This is a genomic window from Coprococcus sp. AF51-11b1 (assembly GCF_027682785.1).
In the GTDB taxonomy this organism is placed as follows: Bacteria; Bacillota; Clostridia; order Lachnospirales; family Lachnospiraceae; genus Allocoprococcus; species Allocoprococcus comes.
In genome coordinates, this window is sequence record NZ_JAQCZB010000002.1 from 252,446 (window position 1) to 274,021 (window position 21,576).

The 21,576-nt window shown below is 42.4% G+C and carries 16 protein-coding genes and 1 pseudogene; 13 read left to right on the top strand and 4 right to left on the bottom strand.

Annotation, left to right across the window (positions count from 1 at the left end; all coding sequences use genetic code 11):
• Positions 1-83: 83 nt before the first annotated feature.
• From PGY05_RS03590 to PGY05_RS03600, 3 genes are all read left to right on the top strand, one after another.
• Positions 84-1,220, top strand: coding sequence for an exonuclease SbcCD subunit D (locus PGY05_RS03590; RefSeq protein ID WP_175305759.1), 1,137 nt, complete (start codon positions 84-86; stop codon positions 1,218-1,220).
• A complete protein-coding gene (locus tag PGY05_RS03595; protein WP_270475369.1) occupies positions 1,217-4,009 on the top strand; it encodes an AAA family ATPase in 2,793 nt (930 codons plus the stop codon). Before PGY05_RS03590 ends, PGY05_RS03595 begins: the two co-directional genes overlap by 4 nt.
• Before the next feature lie 283 nt (positions 4,010-4,292).
• Positions 4,293-5,777, top strand: a complete 1,485-nt coding sequence (locus PGY05_RS03600; protein ID WP_173686354.1) for an AAA family ATPase — start codon at positions 4,293-4,295, stop codon at positions 5,775-5,777.
• 258 nt (positions 5,778-6,035) lie between these two features.
• Here the strand turns inward: PGY05_RS03600 and PGY05_RS03605 are convergent, their stop codons facing one another.
• The 3 genes from PGY05_RS03605 to PGY05_RS03615 all read right to left on the bottom strand — a co-directional run bounded on the left by PGY05_RS03605 (position 6,036) and on the right by PGY05_RS03615 (position 9,639).
• Positions 6,036-7,634, bottom strand: coding sequence for an aminotransferase class I/II-fold pyridoxal phosphate-dependent enzyme (locus PGY05_RS03605; RefSeq protein ID WP_022220038.1), 1,599 nt, complete (start codon positions 7,632-7,634; stop codon positions 6,036-6,038).
• A 208-nt stretch (positions 7,635-7,842) separates the two neighbouring features.
• The gene (locus tag PGY05_RS03610; protein ID WP_055247477.1) at positions 7,843-9,174 is read right to left on the bottom strand and encodes an MATE family efflux transporter; all 1,332 of its coding nucleotides are present in this window, start codon (positions 9,172-9,174) and stop codon (positions 7,843-7,845) included.
• 3 nt (positions 9,175-9,177) lie between these two features.
• Entirely contained in the window at positions 9,178-9,639 is a 462-nt protein-coding gene (locus tag PGY05_RS03615) for a MarR family winged helix-turn-helix transcriptional regulator (protein WP_008373367.1), read from the bottom strand.
• Positions 9,640-10,136: 497 nt separating this feature from the next.
• On the opposite strand from PGY05_RS03615, the gene PGY05_RS03620 reads away from it, so the two are divergent.
• From PGY05_RS03620 to PGY05_RS03645, 6 genes are all read left to right on the top strand, one after another.
• Entirely contained in the window at positions 10,137-11,297 is a 1,161-nt protein-coding gene (locus tag PGY05_RS03620) for a sugar ABC transporter substrate-binding protein (RefSeq protein WP_008373370.1), read from the top strand.
• Between the two features lie 102 nt (positions 11,298-11,399).
• Complete coding sequence (locus PGY05_RS03625) at positions 11,400-12,350, top strand: ABC transporter permease (protein ID WP_022220034.1); 951 nt, start codon at positions 11,400-11,402, stop codon at positions 12,348-12,350.
• A 19-nt stretch (positions 12,351-12,369) separates the two neighbouring features.
• Complete coding sequence (locus tag PGY05_RS03630; protein ID WP_008373376.1) at positions 12,370-13,869, top strand: sugar ABC transporter ATP-binding protein; 1,500 nt, start codon at positions 12,370-12,372, stop codon at positions 13,867-13,869.
• A 10-nt stretch (positions 13,870-13,879) separates the two neighbouring features.
• Positions 13,880-14,851, top strand: a complete 972-nt coding sequence (locus PGY05_RS03635; protein ID WP_008373378.1) for an ABC transporter permease — start codon at positions 13,880-13,882, stop codon at positions 14,849-14,851.
• Between the two features lie 140 nt (positions 14,852-14,991).
• A complete protein-coding gene (locus PGY05_RS03640; protein ID WP_022220032.1) occupies positions 14,992-16,095 on the top strand; it encodes a GntR family transcriptional regulator in 1,104 nt (367 codons plus the stop codon).
• 140 nt (positions 16,096-16,235) lie between these two features.
• Positions 16,236-16,817 carry a cation:dicarboxylate symporter family transporter gene (locus tag PGY05_RS03645; protein ID WP_330672942.1) on the top strand — a complete coding sequence of 194 codons (582 nt, stop codon included), beginning with the start codon at positions 16,236-16,238 and terminating at the stop codon, positions 16,815-16,817.
• Between the two features lie 64 nt (positions 16,818-16,881).
• Here the strand turns inward: PGY05_RS03645 and PGY05_RS03650 are convergent, their stop codons facing one another.
• Positions 16,882-17,982, bottom strand: coding sequence for an endonuclease/exonuclease/phosphatase family protein (locus PGY05_RS03650; RefSeq protein WP_270475371.1), 1,101 nt, complete (start codon positions 17,980-17,982; stop codon positions 16,882-16,884).
• Positions 17,983-18,240: 258 nt separating this feature from the next.
• Here PGY05_RS03650 and PGY05_RS03655 point away from each other — a divergent pair, with 258 nt between their 5' ends.
• From PGY05_RS03655 to PGY05_RS03670, 4 genes and pseudogenes are all read left to right on the top strand, one after another.
• Positions 18,241-20,364 carry a CocE/NonD family hydrolase gene (locus PGY05_RS03655; RefSeq protein ID WP_270475372.1) on the top strand — a complete coding sequence of 708 codons (2,124 nt, stop codon included), beginning with the start codon at positions 18,241-18,243 and terminating at the stop codon, positions 20,362-20,364.
• A 360-nt stretch (positions 20,365-20,724) separates the two neighbouring features.
• On the top strand, positions 20,725-20,886 hold the full coding sequence (locus PGY05_RS03660) for a hypothetical protein (RefSeq protein WP_195368611.1): 162 nt from the start codon (positions 20,725-20,727) through the stop codon (positions 20,884-20,886).
• Positions 20,887-20,919: 33 nt separating this feature from the next.
• Positions 20,920-21,057 (top strand): hypothetical protein, encoded by a 138-nt coding sequence (locus tag PGY05_RS03665; RefSeq protein ID WP_173692168.1) that lies wholly within the window; start codon positions 20,920-20,922, stop codon positions 21,055-21,057.
• Positions 21,045-21,434: pseudogene (locus tag PGY05_RS03670) on the top strand (HD-GYP domain-containing protein); the annotation flags it as partial. The gene PGY05_RS03665 and the pseudogene PGY05_RS03670, both read left to right, overlap by 13 nt.
• Positions 21,435-21,576: the final 142 nt, after the last annotated feature.

Genomic DNA, 21,576 nt, shown 5'->3' on the forward strand with positions numbered 1-21,576 from the left:
AATTACAAAAAAGCAACGAAAGAACATACCTGTAAAATAGAAGAGATTATTCTTTAATCAGGCATTTATGGAGGAAGAAAACCATGCGATTTCTTCATTTATCAGACCTGCACCTCGGCAAGCGTGTGAATGAATTTTCCATGCTGGAGGATCAGGCATATATTTTAAAAGAGATACTGAACATTATCGATGAGCAGAAGGTGGAAGCGGTTCTGATCGCGGGCGACATTTACGACAAGGTGATTCCGTCCGCAGAGGCGGTGAGGCTTCTGGATGATTTCCTGACAAGGATCGCCGCGAGGGAGCTGCCGGTGTTTCTGATCAGTGGAAACCATGATTCTGCAGAAAGAATTGCTTTCGGTTCAAGACTGATGAGCAGCAGACAGATCTATCTTTCACCGGTATTTGAGTCGGATGTAGAACCAGTAACGATAAGTGACCGGTACGGTGAGATCAATATTTACATGCTTCCATTTGTGAAGCCGTCTTTGGTAAAAAGAGTGTATCCGGAGGAAGAAATTATCACCTATCAGGATGCTGTAAATGCGGCAGTGCAGCATATGCAGATCGACACAGACAAACGAAATATCCTGCTTGCGCATCAGTTCGTGACCGGTGCGGCAAGATGTGATTCAGAAGAACTGTCTGTAGGCGGTGTGGATGATGTGGACGCATCTGTCTTTGACGGATTTGATTATGTGGCGCTTGGGCATCTCCATGGCCCGCAGAAGATCGGGAAAGAGACAGTGCGGTATTCGGGGACGCCGCTCAAATATTCTTTTTCTGAAACCAATCACAAAAAAGCAGCAGTCATCGTTGATGTAGAAGAAAAAGGCAAAATAAATATTCAGCAGATTCCATTTTTGCCGAAACATGATATGCGGGAAGTCAGAGGCACGTATATGGAAGTGACTGCGCTGGATTTTTACAAGGATATGAACACGGACGATTATCTTCACATTACGCTGACTGATGAAGAGGATATCCCGGATGCGATCGGGAAGCTACGATGCATTTATCCGAATATCATGAAGCTGTCTTATGACAATCTGCGGACGAGAGCGGCAGGGACAGTGAGAGGAACGGCGGAAGTAGAGGAGAAATCCCCGATGGAGCTTTTAAGAGAGTTCTATGAGCTTCAGAACAACCAGCCCATGACGGATGAACAGGAAGAGATTGCCAGAGGAATGATGGAAGAAATATGGGAGGATGAGAGATGAGACCGATAAAACTTACGATTTCTGCATTCGGACCGTATGCAAAAGAGACAGAGATCATTCTGGATGAACTTGGTGAGCGGGGGCTTTATCTGATAACCGGCGATACCGGTGCCGGAAAGACCACAATTTTTGATGCAATCGCATTTGCACTTTACGGGGAAGCGAGTGGAAATGAAAGAGAGCCGGGGATGCTTCGGAGTAAATATGCGGATCCGAAGACGCCGACCTTTGTGGAATTGGAGTTCTTCTATCAGGGGCAGAACTACCATATCCGGAGAAATCCGGAGTACATGCGTCCAAAGGACAGGGGCGAGGGCATGACGCTGCAAAGAGCGGATGCGGTACTGGAATTTCCGGATGACAGGCTTCCGGTCACAAAGGCAAAAGAGGTCACGAAAGCAGTGACAGAACTGATCGGGCTCGACCGCGGACAATTTACTCAGATTGCAATGCTGGCGCAGGGAGATTTTATGAAGCTTCTGTTTTCAAAAACTGAGGAGCGGAGCAAAATTTTCCGGGAAATTTTTCATACCAGACCGTATCTTGCATTTCAGGAGAAAATGAAAAATGCAAGCGGCAGACTGCAGGAACAGTATGAGGATGTCAGCAAAAGCATTTTGCAGTACATGAAGGATATCAGCTGTGATGAGGATGACGTGCTTGCTGCGGATGTGAAAAAGATCCGTGAGAGCAAAGCGGTGGTTCATGCGGACAAGGTTCTGGAACTTTTGGAAACTCTGACAAATCAGGATGCAGATTCGGTGAAAGAAAAGAAGAAGAATTTAACGAAGATCGAGAAAGATCTGGAAGAGCTGAACCAGAGAATCGGAAAGGCAGAGGCAGTGATCCGTGCAAAAAAGGAACTGGAAAAAGCGGAGCAGACGATAGCAGAGAAGACACCAACGCTGGAAGAACTGGAAATGGCACTGAAGAAAGAACAGGAAAAAGTGCCGGAAAGAGAGCAGTTAACAGAAGAGATCGGAAAGAGGCAGGAAAAGCTTGCAGAGTATGACGAATTGAAAAAACTTCAGAAGCAGATTAAAGAGCTTGAAAAACAGATTGAGATATTAAAGGGCCGGGAAAGCCAGTATCAGGAAAAGAAAGCGCAGATGCAGGCGCAGCTGGAACAGAAAAGGAATTTACTGGAACAGCTGAAGGATGCGGAAATTAAAGTTCTGAAAGTTACAGCAGAACAAAAAGAGGTTTCAGTAAGAAAAGAAACGGCAGAAGACATTCTTATTCAATATAAAAGATACCAAAGACAGAAGAAAAGTGTGGAAGAGGCGCAGAAAGCATACCTTGTCATGCAGGAGGAATGTACAGAGCGAAAGACACAGCTTGCCTGGATGGAGAAGGCATTTCTGGATGAGCAGGCGGGGATTCTTGCAAAGGTTCTGAAAACGGGAGAGCCGTGTCCGGTGTGCGGATCGGTCCACCATCCATGTCCGGCACAGATGATGGAGGGTGCACCGGAAAAAGAAGAGCTTGAAAAATACCGGAAAGAGACTGCTGATGTGGAGAAAAAGACGAATGATGCAAGCTTTAAGGCAAATGAAAAGCTGGTCCAGTTAAAAGCGCTGGAAGAAGAAATCCAAAAGAGTGTGAAAAGTTTTGACAGCAGCATACAGGAAGAAGAGCTTGAAAAATCGCTGGCGTTGATCGGTCAACAGATGGATGCCCTCGAAAAGTCAGAAAAGGAATTACAGAAAAAGCTGGAAGTAGCTAAAGAAACAGTGGCACAAAAGCAGAAGCTGGAAGCTGAGATTCCGGAACTGGAGCAGATGCAGAAAAAGCTTCAGGAGGAAGAACAGGAACGAAAGAATCAGCTCCTTGTGTCTGAGAGAGATAAAGCAAATGCAGAAGAGCAGGCTGTGAAGGTGCGTGGCAAACTGGAATTTCCGGAGAAAGCAGAAGCAGAACAGAAGATCAAAGAGCTGGATAAGCAGAAAAAAGAGATCGATAAGAATCTGAATGCTGCCCAGAAGGCATTCCAGGACTGCAGTCAGTCGGTAGAAGTGGCAAAGACGAAGAAGAAAACGCTGGAGAAGCAGATTGCAGGTAATAAAGAAACCGATATGGAAGAGCTTGGGCAGGCACGACAGGAAGTATCAGGTGCGAAAAAAGAGCTTCAAAAACAGATGGAAGAGATCAGGATCCGTTATGAGAACAATCTGAAAATCAGGAATGCGATTGACAAGCAGAGTGCGAAACTTCTTGAGCTTGAGCGGAACTGGACACAGGTGCGTGAAATTTCCGATACGGTAAATGGAAAGATCAAAGGCGGATCCAAAGAAAAGATCAAGTTTGAGACCTACATCCAGACCAATTATTTTGACCGGATCATTGCCCGTGCAAATACGCGGTTTATGGTGATGAGTGGAGGACAATATGAGCTGAAACGCCAGACTGATACGGATGACCGGAAGAGTCAGAGTGGTCTGGAACTGAACGTAATCGATCACTACAATGGTTCTGAGCGAAGCGTGAAGACGCTTTCCGGCGGGGAATCCTTTAAAGCTTCTCTTTCGCTGGCACTCGGACTTTCTGATGAGATCCAGGCATCGGCAGGCGGAATCCAGCTGGATACCATGTTTGTCGATGAAGGATTTGGTTCACTGGATGAAGAGTCACTGGAACAGGCGATGAAAGCACTGAATGGTCTTACGGAGGGCAACCGTCTGGTGGGAATCATTTCCCATGTACAGGAATTAAAAGCAAGGATTGAGAAACAGATTGTGGTGACAAAGGAAAAAGCAGGCGGAAGCAGAGTGGAACTTAAGATTGACTGATCTGTGCCGGAGAAGAATTTCATGCTGAGATGAAGCGGAGCACCAATGGAGGTGGGGAAAATTCACCGAAACTGGAAGGAGAAGATGATTTTTATGAGCTGTTTTTTGCAGGACTGGAGCAGAAGGAAAATAAAAATCTAAATGAATAAAAATACTATGAAGAAATGGTTTTGACTTTCAGATATGCAACAAGTGTGTTAAGATAGGTACAGACTATTCATAAAATGTGCAAGAATATACAATTTGAAAAGAGCGAATATAAAAGGAAAAAGGAGTAAAAATCATGCCAGTTTTTGATTTTAAACACACACCAGATGAAAAAAAGGCCCAGGAATGTACTTATACAACATTCCGCTCGAATGAGACAGAAGCGACAGCGGAGAAGCCGATGCTGGTTCTGGATAACAGCAACCGGAAATGGAAGCATCATTCCTGTGGTGTTTTCACCAACCCGATTAAAAAGACATCCTTTGAATTTGACGAGGAAGATGGAACTGTAAGTGCGGACATTCTCCAGATCGATGCGAGATTTGTAAGCCTGATCAAATGGCTGGGCGAGAATCACATCAATGTCCGTCTTTCCGGTGAAAACCGTGCAGACGGCTATGCAGTATACAAGATCCGGGAGATCGCATTCGGTGGGGCAACCAAGCTTTCAGCTGAAGATGGTTTCCTGCAGTTCATGATCGAGCGTCTTTTCGCAAGCAGTGCGCCGACAGAAGAAGCAGTGGATGAGGAAATGGAAGAGGACGGCGACAGCATGAAGCTGACAAGCCTGCAGAGTATCACCGATTTTATGAACTGTGCAGGAAGAACCCTTCCGGACAATATCCGTCTGTGGGCAAGAAGAAACCTTGCTGTTGCAAGATCACACGAAGTGTCACCGGAAGAAAGAAGACATGCGCAGAGAGCTCTTTCAATCATGATGAATATTCAGTGGAAGAGCAATTATTTTGAATCCATTGATCCGGATGAGGCAAGAAGAATCCTGGATGAAGAGCTTTACGGAATGGAACGTGTCAAACAGAGAATCATCGAAACAATCATCCAGATCAACAGAACGCACACTCTTCCGGCGTATGGAATCCTTCTGATCGGACCGGCCGGAACCGGTAAATCGCAGATCGCTTATGCAATTGCACGTATCCTGAAGCTTCCGTGGACAACTCTGGATATGAGTTCCATTAACGATCCGGAACAGCTTACAGGAAGTTCCCGTGTATACGCCAATGCGAAACCGGGAATTATTATGGAAGCATTTGCGGCAGCCGGAGAATCCAACCTGGTATTCATCATCAATGAGCTGGACAAAGCAGCATCCGGAAAAGGAAATGGGAATCCGGCGGATGTACTTTTGACACTCCTTGATAACCTTGGATTTACGGATAACTATATTGAGTGTAATGTTCCGACAGTTGGCGTATATCCGATTGCAACTGCCAATGAAAAAGATCAGATCAGTGCACCGATCATGTCCCGTTTTGCAGTTATCGATATCCCGGATTATACACCGGAAGAGAAGAAGATCATCTTTTCCAGATTTGCACTTCCGAAGATCCTGAAGAGAATGAGCCTTCGTCAGGACGAGTGTACGGTGACAGATGAAGGTCTTGATGTGATAATTGAACTTTACTCCAATACATCAGGAATCCGTGATCTGGAGCAGGCAGCCGAACATATTGCGGCAAATGCACTGTACCAGATCGAGGTAAATCATGTAAAAGAAGTTGTGTTTGACGGAGAAGCAGTGAGAGCATTGCTTTCATAAGAAAATTAAAATATGAAAATGTAAATGATGATACCAGGGTCAAAAGATTCTATTTCTGTTAATATTTATAGATGCAGTAAAATTGCAGAAGGAGCCGGAAAAGAAAAATAGGGTACGGGTGATTTTGCACTATGGAGATGAGATCCAGTCAATTGTGGAAGCCATTGCTGACACAATTGACGGTTTCGGGAGCTCATCGGAATGCCCAGTGCAACGGAACCCGTACCCTATTTTTCTTTTCCGGCGGTGCTTATCATTCTACCCCTGTCTATAATAACTCAGGAAATCAGAAATTTTTCCCACAGCTTCTTTCAGAACTTCAATTCGTGGCAGATATACTACCCGGAAATGATCCGGCTGTTTCCAGTTAAATCCACTTCCCTGTACGATCAGGATCTTCTTATCCTGCAGCAGATCCAGTGCAAATTTTTCATCATTTACAATGTTGAACTTCTTTACATCGATCTTCGGGAACATATAAAATGCAGCCTGCGGTTTGACGGCAGTGATTCCCGGAATGTCAGTCAGTGCCTTGTAAATATATTCGCGCTGTTCGTAAATACGTCCGCCCGGAACGAGGTAGTCGTTGACGCTCTGATTGCCCCAGAGAGCGGTCTGAACGACAGACTGTGCCGGAACATTGGAGCAGAGACGCATATTGGAAAGCATCTTGATTCCTTCGATATAATCTTTTGCGATTGCTTTATTTCCGCTGAGAACCATCCAGCCAATACGGAATCCGGCGATCATATGGGATTTGGAAAGACCGCTGAAGGTGACGCAGAACAGATCCGGTGCCAGTGAAGCAATGGAAATATGTTCTTTTCCGTCCATAACAAGGCGGTCATAAATTTCATCTGAGAAAATGATCAGGTGATGTTCCCTTGCGAGATCAACAATCTTCTGCAGCACCTCTTTCGGATAAAGTGCTCCGGTCGGGTTGTTCGGATTGATGATTACAAGAGCTTTGGTACGGTCTGTGATCTTACGGCGCATATCTTCGATGTCCGGATACCAGTCAGACTGTTCATCGCAGATATAGTGAACAGCCTTTCCGCCGGCAAGTGTGGCACAGGCGGTCCACAGAGGATAGTCTGGTGACGGAATCAGGATTTCATCTCCGTTGTCAAGAAGAGCTGACATACACAGATTGATCAGTTCGCTGACACCATTTCCGGTGTAAATGTCACTGATCGTGACATTTGGCAGCTTTTTGATCTGGGAATACTGCATGATTGCTTTACGTGCAGAGAAAAGTCCCTGAGAAGGAGAATATCCTTCGCAGTCAGAAAGCTGCTGACTCATATCATAGATAACTTCATCCGGTGTACGGAAGCCGAACGGAGCCGGATTACCGATATTGAGCTTCAGTACGTGGGTACCGCGTTCTTCCATACGGGCAGCTTCTTCAACAACCGGTCCACGGACATCGTATAATACATTATCGAGTTTGGACGATTTTTTGAATATATGCATGGCAGAACTTCCTGCATTATCGTTATCATTTTTGTCGGTTATTGTCTTTTTCATCGGTGTAGTTCCCCTTTTTGAAGAGTTTGAAGTTCCGACAGAACCAGAAGTCTTAGTGGTAGACGGAGCTTTTGGGGCAACGGAGTTGTTTTCCCGAGCAGTAAAGTTTTCCTGACTGTCACCGAGCAGCCAATCGGCATCTACGTGAAGCGTATCTGCCAGAAAATGGAGGATATCATTTCTCGGAACAGTTTTTCCGCTCACGTACTGGCTTACATGGCTTTTACCTAATTTTACATTATTTTCTGCGGCGATATGAACCAGATCAATCTGTTTCAGGTTCTGTGCATACATCGCCTCTTTAAGTCTATCTGAGAAAGTTGTCATTTGAGAATCTCCTTTCAAACTAAAAAGTTCAATTTAAGAATAAAACAGTGAAGTTCAAAACTTAAATTGATTATAGCACTTCGAATGATTTGGTTCAATAACAAATATTATTTTTGGTTCAAAAAGTTTGATTCTAGCAACGGCACCCTGAAAAAAGGCGGTATCCCGCCAAAATTCAGATGCTCTGGTAACTTAGTTGCCGAGTAGTTCACAAATAATGATAAGTATTACGTTTCAGGACGATAAAAGTTCCGGTAACGCATAAAGTTAAAAGTTCAGCAATTGCAACCGAGCACCAGACTCCGTTGATCCCGAGAAGCAGTGGAAGTAGCAGAACCACTGCCATCTGGAAGACCAGTGTTCTGAGAAACGAGATCAGCGCAGAGAGCAGACCGTTGTTCAACGCGGTAAAAAATGCAGAGCCATAAATATTGAACCCGTTGATCAGGAACGCAAAGCTGTACAGACGGAACCCACTGCGTGTCAGTTCAAAAAGCCCCTGGTCATAACCGACAAACAATGTGGCGAGTGGCGTTGCGATGAGCTGCGCGATGATAAATAAGGAAACAGCCCAGGTTCCAATCAGCCGGATACTCTTGTGGAAAAGATTCTTTAGTTCATCCTGATTGTTGGCACCGTAGTGATAGCTGACGATCGGGGCACTTCCAATCGCATAACCAAAGAAGATCGAAACAAAGATAAAATTGACATACATGATCGTTCCGTAAGCTGCAACGCCGTCTTCACCGGCAAATTTCATGAGCTGCATATTATAAAGAGCATTTACAACAGAGCTGGAAAGATTGGTCATAAGCTCGGACGAGCCATTGGTACAGGTCTTTAATAAGATTCTGCCATGAAAATGTGTTTTTCCAAGCTTTAATAAGCTGGAGTTTTTCCGTCCGAAGTAGAATAACGGGAAAAGTCCTCCGATAAACTCTCCGCATACAGTCGCAAACCCGGCACCTGGAAGTCCGAGGTGGAGTACAGCTACAAATAAAAAGTCGAGAACCATATTGGTCACACCGGCGATCACGATCACGCGAAGTCCCAGATGTGGCTTTTCGGCAGTTACAAAAAAGCTCTGAAATACATTCTGCAGCATAAAAGCAGGCAGCGAAATGCAAAGAATGCGTCCATATAAAATGCAGTTGTCAAGAAGAGTACCGCTTGCACCGAATAAAATGGCAACCGGTTTTACAAGGAACATACTCAGGATTGCGATAATGATTCCTCCGATAGCAGTGATATAGACGAGCATGGAAAAATACTCATTGGCATTTTCAATCTTTCCTTCACCAAGCGTCTTTGCAACAATGGCACTACCGCCGGTTCCGATCATGAAGCCGAGAGCGCTGATGCCCATCAGAAAAGGCATGATCAGATTAACCGCTGCAAAAGCGCTTTTTCCAACGAAGTTGGAGACAAAAAGTCCGTCAACCACACTGTAAATGGATGTGAAGATCATCATTATAATAGAAGGAAACACAAATTGTAGAAGTTTTTTATAAGTAAAGTGTTCGGATAATTGAATTTTCATAGTTTATAGATCCTCCTCAAGGTTAGAAAGTCTAGAACGTAAGGTCTGATTATATTTGGCATTCAGGCGCAGAAGCTGTTCACATTCTTCGGGACTGAAAGAAGCTAAAGTATCATTTTCAATCTGGATGAGAGGAAGCAGCTTTTCCTGAATAAGCTTCTTGCCGGAAGCTGTAAGATGGATATGCATACTTCGTCCTTTTCCGGGTGAGAGGGTAAGATAACCGTCGGTCTGCAGTTTTCGTATAGATGAATTAACCGTCTGCTTTGGCATGCAGGAAGCTTTGCAGATATCACGCTGCAGGCAGTTATCGCCCATTTCAAAAATTGTATAGAAAATCTCAAAAGCGCTGTCTGACAGATGCAGTCTGCGGGCAGCTTCGTGGTAAATTTCATTTGCTTCTTTATATATGTGATTGTATTCTTTTAAATATTTGCTGATAAGTACAGTAGAATCCGTGCTCATGGTTCACCTCATTTAAATAATTATGTAGATTTCGAAATCAGATGATAGTAAGTCTGAAATCGTACTCGATATATTGTAGTCTGAATTCGGACTTATGTCAAGTGGATAATAAAAGGAAATAAGCTGTGCATAATGCATAAAATCTATAAATTTTTAAGGAAGGATTAAGGCTGTGTATGTATAATATCAAAAAAGAAAAAAAGGTATGTAATCATGTGATTTGTATACATTTACAATACAAGTATAGAGAAAATGAAAGTTGTATTGTCAGTTCATGAAAATTTTACACATAACGCACAAAAATCTAGTTTTCACTGAAAAAAAACGATCACTATAAGGACATAATGCACAAAATGAATAAAAACATTACATTTTTGGTGGATAAAATACACGTTTAAAATACAACTTTGAACAAAAACTTTCTTGTATTTTCTTGAAAAGCACAGACTCAAATAATATAATCAAATCATCAAGAAAACGGAGATGGAGGAGAAGATATGAAAAAAGTTTTCAAAAAAGTAACAGCAGCTACAATGGCAGCTACAATGGTAGTCGGACTTGCAGCATGTGGTGGTAGTGGAAGTGGATCTTCTGACAAGAGTGCTTCAAAATCAGGCAAGATCAAAATTGGTGTTTCTATTTGGTCTTCAACAGACGTACTTGGATCACAGTGTAAGAAGATCCTTGATGAAGCAGCAAAAGCTCTTGATGTCGAAGTACAGTATGTTGACCAGGGACATGTTTCTGAAAAAGTTACAGCATCTGTAGAACAGCTTGCAGCAGCAGGATGCCAGGGAATCATCATCTGTAACTCATCTGATACAGAAATGACATCTGCTATCAAGACATGTAATGACAACAAAGTTTATCTTGCACAGTTCTTCCGTGTGATCAGTGAAGAGAACAGCGCAGATATTTATCAGGTAGCTAAAGATTCTGATTACTACATCGGAGCTGTACATGAAGATGAACCGGCAAACGGTGAAGAACTTGTAAACATCCTTCTTGAAAAAGGAGATCGTAACATCGGTCTTATTGGCTGGGAGCAGGGAGATGCTACATGGCTTGGAAGATGGGAAGGTTACAAAGCAGGCGTTGAAAAATGGAATAAAGAAAACCCGAACGATAAGGCAACTCTTTCTGAACCACAGTATGCAGGTACAACTTCAGAAGGTGGATCAAAAGCAGCAGAAGCTTTAATGGCAGCAGATCCAGATCTTGATGCACTGATCCCAGCTGGTGGTGGTGGAGATCCACTTCAGGGAGCAATCGCAGCAGTTGAACGTGCAGGCAAGACAAGTGATATTGATATCGTTTCTACAGACTTCCTCCCAGACCTTGGAGAAAGACTTGAAAATGGATCTATGGCTGGTGAATCTGGCGGACATTACTGTGACCCGCTGATTTCCTTCATGATGGTTTACAATGCAATCAAAGGAAACTACAAAGACTTCGGTGGCAAATTCGAAGATGTTCCATTCCCATATCTGTATGTATCATCACCAGATGACTACAAAGCATATGAGAAATATTTCGTAGACCAGCTTCCATACACAGATGAAGAACTGGTTGATATGTCTAAACTCAGCATGGAAGACTTAAAGGCAACAGCTGCTAAGTTATCTATTGAAGATGCAGCATCACGTGCAGGTAACTAGGATAGACAAATAGTAACGACTATTAACTCAGAAAGGGTGACGTCGCAAAGGCGATGCCACCTTTTCTAAATCAGAAATGACAATTATGAAGAGGTAGATAATATGGGCACTAGTAAAAAACTTTCAGGGAAAGTGATGGGATATCTGATCTTAATCGGTCTGGTCGTACTTTCCTGGCTGATCTTTAAAATCTTGACACCACATAACTTCGGTTCCTTTTCCAATATGCTCAATTACTTTCAGGCGAGCCTGATTGCTACCGTAGGTGCAGTTGGTTTTTATTTTGTAATGGTAATGGGAATGTTCGATTTCTCAATTGGTGCAAACATCATGCTTTCCGCAATCGTTGGATGTGTATTTGCAACCAGATTCAACATGGGCTATTTGGGACTTATTATTGGATGCGTTCTTACAGGCGCAATCGTTGGAATACTGAACGGTATCTTCTATGTAAAGCTTCGTATTCCATCAATGATCGTAACAACCGGTCTGGCTCTTATTTATGAGTCAATCGCAAACTATATTGCAGGCGGTGTTGAGCAGACGCTTCCGGCAAATATTCGTGCATTTGGTCAGATGCCATGGGATATTATTCTTGCATTAGTGGCTTGTGTAGTAGCTTACATATTCTTAAACTATACTAAAATCGGAACTTATACCTATGCAATCGGAAGTGATGAATTCGTTGCAAAGAATATGGGTATTAACGTAAATAAATATAAAGTACTTGCATTTATCTTAAGTGGTGCGTTCCTTGGGGTTATGGCAATCCTGACAATCAGCTATGGTTCATCTATGGTAGCTGTTACCGGAATGGCATCTATGAGCCGAAACTTCGTTCCGACCATGGGATGTTTCTTCGGTCTTGCATTTAAGAAATACGGAATGCCGCTTCCGGCAATCATCATCGGTGAGTTCGTAATCAACATCATTTTCTTCGGTTTCATTGCTCTCGGAGCACCGACTGCAATTCAGGATGTTATCACAGGACTTGCACTGCTTATTATCATTACTGTGACAACAAAGGCTACTAAGGGCGAAATCGTCAAGTAATGAAGGGAGGAAGACAGCAATGAGTGAAGTAAGATTACAGGTAAAAAATCTTTGTAAAAACTTCGGTATTACAAAAGCAGTTCAGAATGTATCCTTCAATGTAAATAAAGGAGAGGTTCATGCACTGATCGGAGAAAATGGTTCTGGTAAATCAACTCTGACCAACATGCTGACCGGTATCTACAGCATTGGAAGCGGACAGTTCATTTTGGACGGAAAAGAAATCCATCCGAAGAATCAGGTAGAAGCAAATAATGAAGGTGTATCTATCATCGTACAGGAACTTGGAACTCTGTCAGGGCTTACAGTTGCAGAGAATATTTTCCTTGGACATGAGGATCAGTTCGTACATTTTGGAATTAAAAATACAAATGCTATGAACAAGAAAGCAACAGAGCTTTTAAAGAAATATGGTTTTGACAGAATCAAAGCAGCTGATATGATCGATCATTACAATTTTGAAGACCGTAAGCTGGTTGAGATTGTAAAGGCTACATACTTTGATCCGAAGATTGTTGTTATTGATGAGACAACAACTGCTCTTTCACAGGAAGGACGTGAAGAGCTTTACAAACATATGGAAAGAATCAAAAAGAGTGGAAATACAGTTATTTTCATTTCTCATGACCTTCCGGAAATTCTTGACAAGTCTGATACAATTACAATTCTTCGAGATGGTGTTTACATCGATACCGTTAAGAGTAAAGATGTAACAGAAGATGATCTGAAGAAGCTGATGGTAGGACGTGAAGTAACAGGTGATTATTATCGTGCAGATTATGGCGAAAAAGTATCTGACGAAGTTGTATTATCAGTAAAGAATGTTACTGTTCCTGGATTGATCGAAGATGTAACATTTGATCTTCATAAAGGTGAAATCCTTGGATTCGGTGGACTTTCAGAATCTGGTATGCATGAAATCGGAAAAGCTATTTTCGGTGCATCTTATGACCGTACAGGTAGCGTAACACTGGCAGATGGAACACAGATTAATGATATTCCGACTGCGATCAAACACAGCATTGCGTACACATCAAAAGACCGTGATAATGAATCTGTTGTTCTGAATCAGAGTATCGGAGACAATATCTGCCTCCCATCACTGGATGAACTGGCAGGAAAGTCACATCTTTTAAGTGATAAGAAGCGTAAAGAATTTGCAGACAAATATGCAAAACAGATGTCTGTAAAGATGGTAGATGTAAACCAGTTTGTATCAAATCTTTCAGGTGGTAACAAACAGAAAGTCGTTCTTGCAAGATGGATCGGAAAAGATTCTGACATTGTTGTACTGGACAGCCCGACACGTGGTATTGATATCAAAGTTAAACAGGATATTTACCAGTTAATGAATCAGATGAGAAAGAATGGAAAATCCATTATCATGATTTCGGAAGAGCTGATGGAGCTGATCGGTATGTGCGACCGTATCGTAATTATGAAAGATGGAAAAATCAGTGGTCAGCTGGATAGAGATAAGAACCTTGATGAAAACGGTCTTATTTCTATGATGGTATAAGGAGGCAGCTATGGGAAGTCAAGTAAGTGCAAAAACAAATGATAAAGAGCAGCAGCTGAAAAAGGCATCTAAAATGGCCTTAATTCGTTCGCTCCTGCCAATCGTAGGATTGGTTGTTATTTTCCTGTTATTCAATGTCCTGACAGATTTCCGTATGATGGGAAATATGTCACTGGTACTTTCACAGGTATATGTAACTATGATTGCAGCTATGGGTGTTTTCTTCATTATGACAATGGGAGGTCTGGATTTCTCTCAGGGATCTATCCTCGGTATTTCATCCATCGTTGTATGTATTCTTTCACAGAAAAGCATTCCACTCGCAATTATCGGTGGCATTGCATCTGGTGCGGCAATTGGAGCTCTGAATGGTTACTTCTATGTATTCCGTAAGATTAAATCCTTCATTGTTACAATTTGTACCATGTTCTTATTCCGTGGATTTATCAAATACTTTACAACAAATGCACCTGTTGCGGGTTCTGCAAAACTGATCAACTATGACAGTACAGGACTTAAGATTGCATGTACGGTAGTTATTTTGATTATTGGATTCATTGCATTCCGTTATACAAAGTTCGGAACTTATCTGAAAGCAATCGGAGCCGGTGAAAAAGCAGCAATGTTCTCTGGTATCCGTACAGATAAGATGAAATTCCTCATCTATGTACTTGCAGGTGCAATTACAGGATTTGCGGCATTTATCAATGTAATCAAAGTCGGATCGGTTACATCTTCAGGTGGTAACCAGCTGGAAACACAGATTCTGATCGCGCTGGTATTAGGTGGTATGCCGATTTCCGGTGGCGCAAAGGTTCGTTTTGAAAATATTGTTGTTGGATCTTTACTGTACATCGTACTGAACAGTGGACTGACAATGATGGGATTCACAACACAGATGATGCAGCTCATTCAGGGTGTTGTATTCCTGATCTTCGTGGCAGTATTCGCAGACAGAGAATCTATCCAGGTAATCAAATAATAATTTACATATTGGGGAACTGACAGTTCTCGTTTACGAGAAGAATTTTCCGGATGTATACAGATCGGAAGTCAGGATTTGCAGTCCAAATAAGATTGCGGATCCTGATTTTTGGTCTATGTGGCAGAAATGGAGAGTTTATGCATAAGACAGAACAGGAAGGACTTAAATACCAAAAATTATATAATTGGGCACACACACTGATCACCAGTGGTGTGATTAAAAATATGGATAAATTTCCGTCAGAGACAAGCCTTCAGAAGAAGTTTGGATATTCCAGGCAGACGGTAAGGACTGCATTGCAGCAACTGGAGGAAGAAGGCCTGATTACCCGTGTGAGGGGAAGCGGAACCTATGTTTCTTATGACAGCAGTGGAGTAAATGGAGAAAGACCACAAATAGGTCTTCTTTTGAGCTATTATTCTGATTATCTGTTTCCGCGGGTATACGACGGGATTGAAGCTTCGCTGACAGAAAAAGGATATGGAATTGAGGTTGCGGTAACGAAGAACCGCCTGAATGATGAGGCGATTTATCTGGAAGGTCTGCTCAAAGGAAATGTCAGTGGTCTGATCATTGAAGGATCGAGATCGGCATTTCCAAATCCAAACATTCGTCTTTATAAAGAAATCAAAAGAAGAAATATTCCGACACTGTTTATCCACAATCATTATGAAAATATGCCATTTGACAGTGTAGAAATGTCGGATTCCAGATCAGCTTACGAGTTGACCAGGATTCTGATCGAGAACGGGCACCGAAGGATTGGCGGAATCTTCAAGTATGATGACAGGCAGGGGATTGAGCGGTACAAAGGATTTGTTCAGTGCCTGTCAGATTACGGCGTGAAATTTGATGATGACTGTATTCGTTGGTATTCGACGAAGGATATGGAGGAGAAACTGAGCAAAAAGGGACTGCTTAGGATGTACAGACGGACGAAGGATTGTACGGCGATGATGGTCTACAATGATGAGGTGGCGGATTATTACATGGAGTTCCTGGAAGAGAGAGGGCTGCATGTGCCGGAGGACATTTCGCTGGTATCTTTTGATGATGCAGAGCTTCAGGATTCGAGTACCAGTATCCAGCTGGTGACAGCGGTGCATCCAAAGTATCAGCTCGGACGTATCACAGCAAAACATCTTCTGCGGATGATGGAGGATCCGGAATGGCAGCAGAAAAATTATTCGTACCGGTTTCCTGTAAAGATTAGAGATGGAAATTCAGTGCGGAAAATATAGAAAGAGTGAAAAGCAGGTGACGAAATCCGGAAGGACTGTCATCTGCATTTTCAATATAAAATTTTATCCCATAATCGTGAAAAAAGTAAAAATTATTTCAGACAGTACTTGAGATTTGTCAAAAGAAAGGAAGACAGATCATGATCTATGAACAGATCATTCGGATTGCGATCGGAGAAAAGGGAGAGCCATTATTAAAGGTGATTGATTCCTGTAACGAGGTGTGTCTGAAGGTAATCAGTACTGTTATGTATTTTACACTGATCGGTGTATTTTGTACCATTGTTCCGGTTGTAGAAGCAAATGGAACGAGTACGATCGTATCACTGGCAACACAGCTGATCATTCTGTATGTTGCATTTTATGGATTTGCATTTATTGTGTACGGCGGTGCAGTAAAATTTTTTGGAAAGACAAGTCCGTTTAAGTTTTTCCGCGCGATCATGCCGGCAGCACTGAATGCATTCGGAACCTGTTCAAGCTCAGCAACCATTCCGATCAGTAAGAGTTGTGTGGAGAATGAACTTGGTGTTTCCAACCAGATTTCCAGTATTGCAATCGCATCCTTTGCGGCACTTGCTACGATGGCAGGACTTCCGGCAGGTGTTATGGGCGTTTATATCAGTATCAATACGCTTTGCGATATGGGAGCAACCTGTGTAAATGTTATTGGTGATATGGCAGGCTGTGTGGTATTGCAGGAGAAGATTGATCTGGAGTAGGACGAAAGAAAATAGACGAAAACATAGGCAGCTGGTCTGAAAAGATCAGCTGCCTTTTTACATATTATTCATTTAATAATTTGAATTTCATATACACCGGATCGTGATCCGAGTAGCTATATCCGGTATTTACATTTTTATATTCTGTGCATTCAATATTATCGGAAGTAATAAATCCGTCCAGCGTCACCGTGTAGGTCACACCAGGTACATATTCCATATCTGCATTCCGTGCACTGTCCCAGAGAGCATCCTTTTCACTGTCAGAAAGATTGTCCAGGCAGAATGAAAAGTGTTCCGGAAGCTCTTCGCGTGGGAATGGATAAGCCCAGGACTCACAATTTTCTGCATCTTTTTCGGATGCCTTAAGGTCATGGTTGAAATCACCACCGCAAAGTACATAATTACCGGCTTCGTATTCCTTTTCCATATCTGCACTTAGCATACGGATCTGTGCTTCGCGAATCGCATCACTGTTGCCGTAAGCAGACATGTGCAGCAGGAAGATAACCAGTTCTTTCCCGTTATCTACAGGGACTCTGGAAATGCTGTAACAGCGGTCAAGGTCAAAGAACTTGCTGAAGCTTGTCGATATCGGAAAGCTTCTTCTCAGAGAATCTGTAACCGGATATTTGGAGAAAAGAGCAAGTCCGGAACGGCTGCGACCATGCGGCTGTGTGAATGGATAAAAAAGGAATGCGGAATCGTAATTCTGTGCAAATACCGTAGTGTAACTTGGAATCGTATCCTTTAAAATTGAATATTCATCTACATGGTAGCTTCGTGTAGAGTTCAGATCAACTTCCTGGATCAGTGCGAAATCCGGATCTTTGGAAGCAACCAGTTCTCCGGCACCCTGAATATCAGATTCGACACTCTCCTTACTTTTTGCCCAGGAAGATTTTCCGCCGTCCATAAAGAAGCTGAAGTCCGGCGTGTAGGCTCCGAAACCAACATTGTAGGTCAGAGCGGAATATTCTTTCTCGGTTGTCAGTGTGTCAGCTGCGGCTGTTCCATCGGAAGTTTTCTCGATCTTCAAATCCTGATTATCCGGAATGCGGTGATAGCTTGCAAAGAGATAGATCAGATATGCAATCAGCGCAACCAGAATGATAAGCAGGAAGATTCCGAGAACTTTTAATATCTTTTTTATGTTCTTTTTCATAATATCCCCTTTTTGTTTGTTAAATTTCAGATAAATCTATGTAAAATATAAGTTTACTATAGCATGTCTAAAAGATTATTTCTATAGAATTGAGAAAAGAAAACAGGTATAGTAAACTATAAAATAAAGCGAAATATCTCATTGAAGTTCTTCTTGCATCCCGTTATAATAGGAAATGGAGAAATGAAATCACAATAATATTGGGGAAATAATATGTGATTAGATCCGAGTATTTATTTAATGTTTGGGAGGTTTACCATGAACGAAAAGAATTACAGCAAAGTACCAGTATTTGAGAACGGACTTGCACAGCCGGTATTTCCACTTACAGATGGAAAGACAGGAGAAAAGTATGATCCGGCAACATCCAGTATCGTAAGATATTGTGTTTATGTGGAAACGGATTACGATGTGGACGGAGATGGAAAAAGAGATCTTGTGAAAGCTGTTGTCCAGGTACCAAGAAGTGCAGTAGAGGGGAATTATAAGGCTGCAACTTTATATGAGGCACGTCCATATGCGGCGGGAGTCCAGGAAGATGGATATCCGCATATGAAAGAAGTGGCAGAAAAAGAATATCATCCGGTTAATTTTGCAGATCTTGACAAAAAAGTGGATGCGCATGTTCCGCAAGGATGTATCAGTGCAATGGATCTTTCTTTAAAAGCAGATCCGGCAGACTGGTATTATCCGGATAAAGGAAATAATAACATTATGGTTTTTGAAAATATCGACACCTTTGATTATTATCTTGTACGTGGATTTGCAGTTGTTTTAAGTGCGGGATTTGGTTCAAAAGGATCTGACGGATTCAATTATGTTGGTTCAGACTATGAAAGAGACGCTTTCAAAGCAATTGTAGAATGGCTGCATGGAGACCGTATCGGATATGCAGACCGCGAAGGAACGGTTGAGACAAAGGCAGACTGGTCCAACGGAAAGGTTGCCATGACAGGAAGATCTTACGCCGGAACCATGCCGTTTGCAGTGGCAACAACAGGAGTAGAAGGACTGGAGACAATCGTACCGATCGCAGGAATCGCGGACTGGTACAGCCAGCAGAACATGCAGGGCGCACAGCGGTACTGGCCGAAAGAAATGCTGAACAGCTTCCTTGCCTATTTTTGTTCCAGCCGCTACAATGATGAGACATTAACCGAGAAGCAGCGGGAGGATATGGCAGCATTCCATCATGAGATGAGTCTTCAGCAGATCAAGGGTGGATTTGACTATAATCCGGAATTCTGGGGTATGGGAAATTATCGTCTTCATGCAGACCGGATCAAATGCAGTGCACTCATCGTACAGGGACTGAATGACGAGAACGTGTCTACCAAGCAGTATGAGATGATGTACAAATCTTTCCAGAAGGCAGGAAAGAATGTAAAAGCAATCCTTCATCAGGGTGCACATATTACACCAACGATGCCGAAGCGATATGGAATCCTTGTGGATGGTAAATTCTATGATGATATTATCAATGAATGGATTTCTCATTATTTATACGGAGTTGAAAATGGTGCAGAGAACAGACCGGCAATCCTGGTGCAGATGAACTATGACCAGAGAAAATGGGAGACAGCAGATTCCTGGGAGACAGCATATAAGATGAATCTTACGTGCGAAGAACAGGGAACAACTGTAATCGATACAGACTGGGAAACAGCGGGTGTCAGTGCAGAGAACTTCGATGATGTGATGGGTGTGAGATCAAGCAATATGGCACAGCGTTATGTGACGGATCCATTTAAAGAGGCAGTGACATTACAGGGAACAACCTGCGTAAGATTAAGAGCAGCGTTAAAAGATGGAGATGCAGAAGCAGATTTCAATCCGGTAAACAGTAATGATGCAGATACTCTGACGATGAAGCTTGGAATGCATGAAATGTCAGGACGTATGGATGATGTGAAGCTTACTCTTCTTCTTTGTGACGTGTGCGATGAAGAATTTGACAGCATTCAGTCTGTAGATCCGCAGAGAAATACAATTCCGGTCAATGTGGTAAAAGAAGGCGGAATTATCAGCGGAGGAGAGGTTCCGGCATGGAATGAAGCGGAGTTTGCTACTGTACATAAGAAATACCGTGTGATCACACGGGCATTTGCAGATCTGTGCAATCCGGAAGCAGGATATGAACCGGAGACAGCACAGAACAGTATCGAACTGAAAAAGGGTGAATACCATGATTACCATATTTATCTGAATGCGACAAGATATACGGTAGAGCCTGGACATAGTCTGGCACTGGTCATTACGACAGAAGATCCGATCAACTGTCTGATCCACAAGACCTATTCTGTGGAAATCGAGAATGCATCAGTGACAGCGGAAGTTCCGATGACTGAAGCGGTAGAAAATCGCGTGATGACGAGAAAATAAATTACATAAAAGGATAGTTATATAAGTATTTCATGAAGGATCACCAATTCCCGGAAACAGGTTTTGGTGGTCCTTTTTTCATTTCATAGGAAATTCTGAAGAAACTTCCTATGAAACAAAAGGCACTGCGTGCCGGAAATGCGCACTCGCACGAAGGTGAAGAATGTCGCAAGAGACTGTGCTCGGCGCGAGAATGTGCCGAGGCACAGTCTTTCTTACAATAATGCAGATGTAGCCTATGCTTCACAAAAATTTTTTCACATATATCGGGATAATTCTTTTTATTTTTTGTAAATATTGTAAAATAATTAGAAATGGAAATAACAGGAAACTGCGTAGTAGAAGTCTGGAGGAAAAGACATGAATGCGGAAGAACGAATGACAAAAGGACAATTAGAAGAAGAAATCCAATATTTTCGGAAGATCTTTCAGGAGATCCGTCTTTTCCCAATTGGAAATATATCAGATATTGATGAAGAATGGAGAAAAATCAACGAAGGGCAGAGCTGCTATCATTATTGAAAACGGGAAACACCCTGTGATAACTGTGTAGCGATGCGTGCAGCGACCACGAAAGAAGAAAAAGGAAAGCTGGAGATTGTAAATGGCAGAATTTATCAAGTGATCGCACGTTATATAGAAGTGGATGAGAAGCCATATGTGCTCGAGCTGATCCGTTGCCTGGAAAGCTGACTAAAGAAGAATTTGAGACTATGAAAGAGCATACGCTGATTGGTGCTTCTATGCTGGATAAGCTGGAGCATTATAAGGATGAGAAGATGATCAAGATCGCGTACCAGATCTGCAGATGGCATCATGAACGTTATGATGGTAAAGGGTATCCGGATGGTCTGATCGGAGAACAGATTCCAATTGCGGCACAGGTTGTATCTGTGGCAGATGTTTATGATGCACTGGTGAGTAAGCGTGTATATAAAGATGCGTATTCACATGAGCAGGTGATGAAGATGATCCTGAACGGAGAGTGCGGAGCGTTCAATCCGCTTTTAATGGAAGTTCTTGTGGAAATCCAGGATAAAATAAAAGAAGAAATACGTTACGAGGCATAAAAAAGAAGAAACGTCCGCCATGAAAAAGCAGTTGTATTTCCTTGACGAATTGTGTATAATAAATAAAATATTCATTTTATATACCAAAAATAAGAAAATGAAAGATGAAGAGGAAAATCTTTCAATCCTGGAGGGGAATAAG

Excerpts from the sequence above, each read along its gene's own strand:
- PGY05_RS03600 (WP_173686354.1), top strand. The coding sequence starts at position 4,293 with ATGCCAGTTTTTGATTTTAAACACACACCAGATGAAAAAAAGGCCCAG.
- PGY05_RS03650 (WP_270475371.1), bottom strand. The coding sequence starts at position 17,982 with ATGAAAAAGAACATAAAAAAGATATTAAAAGTTCTCGGAATCTTCCTG.
- PGY05_RS03655 (WP_270475372.1), top strand. The coding sequence starts at position 18,241 with ATGAACGAAAAGAATTACAGCAAAGTACCAGTATTTGAGAACGGACTT.
- PGY05_RS03640 (WP_022220032.1), top strand. The coding sequence starts at position 14,992 with ATGCATAAGACAGAACAGGAAGGACTTAAATACCAAAAATTATATAAT.
- PGY05_RS03605 (WP_022220038.1), bottom strand. The coding sequence starts at position 7,634 with ATGACAACTTTCTCAGATAGACTTAAAGAGGCGATGTATGCACAGAAC.
- PGY05_RS03620 (WP_008373370.1), top strand. The coding sequence starts at position 10,137 with ATGAAAAAAGTTTTCAAAAAAGTAACAGCAGCTACAATGGCAGCTACA.
- PGY05_RS03645 (WP_330672942.1), top strand. The coding sequence starts at position 16,236 with ATGATCTATGAACAGATCATTCGGATTGCGATCGGAGAAAAGGGAGAG.
- PGY05_RS03625 (WP_022220034.1), top strand. The coding sequence starts at position 11,400 with ATGGGCACTAGTAAAAAACTTTCAGGGAAAGTGATGGGATATCTGATC.
- PGY05_RS03665 (WP_173692168.1), top strand. The coding sequence starts at position 20,920 with ATGCGTGCAGCGACCACGAAAGAAGAAAAAGGAAAGCTGGAGATTGTA.
- PGY05_RS03630 (WP_008373376.1), top strand. The coding sequence starts at position 12,370 with ATGAGTGAAGTAAGATTACAGGTAAAAAATCTTTGTAAAAACTTCGGT.
- PGY05_RS03590 (WP_175305759.1), top strand. The coding sequence starts at position 84 with ATGCGATTTCTTCATTTATCAGACCTGCACCTCGGCAAGCGTGTGAAT.
- PGY05_RS03595 (WP_270475369.1), top strand. The coding sequence starts at position 1,217 with ATGAGACCGATAAAACTTACGATTTCTGCATTCGGACCGTATGCAAAA.
- PGY05_RS03615 (WP_008373367.1), bottom strand. The coding sequence starts at position 9,639 with ATGAGCACGGATTCTACTGTACTTATCAGCAAATATTTAAAAGAATAC.
- PGY05_RS03635 (WP_008373378.1), top strand. The coding sequence starts at position 13,880 with ATGGGAAGTCAAGTAAGTGCAAAAACAAATGATAAAGAGCAGCAGCTG.
- PGY05_RS03610 (WP_055247477.1), bottom strand. The coding sequence starts at position 9,174 with ATGAAAATTCAATTATCCGAACACTTTACTTATAAAAAACTTCTACAA.
- PGY05_RS03660 (WP_195368611.1), top strand. The coding sequence starts at position 20,725 with ATGAATGCGGAAGAACGAATGACAAAAGGACAATTAGAAGAAGAAATC.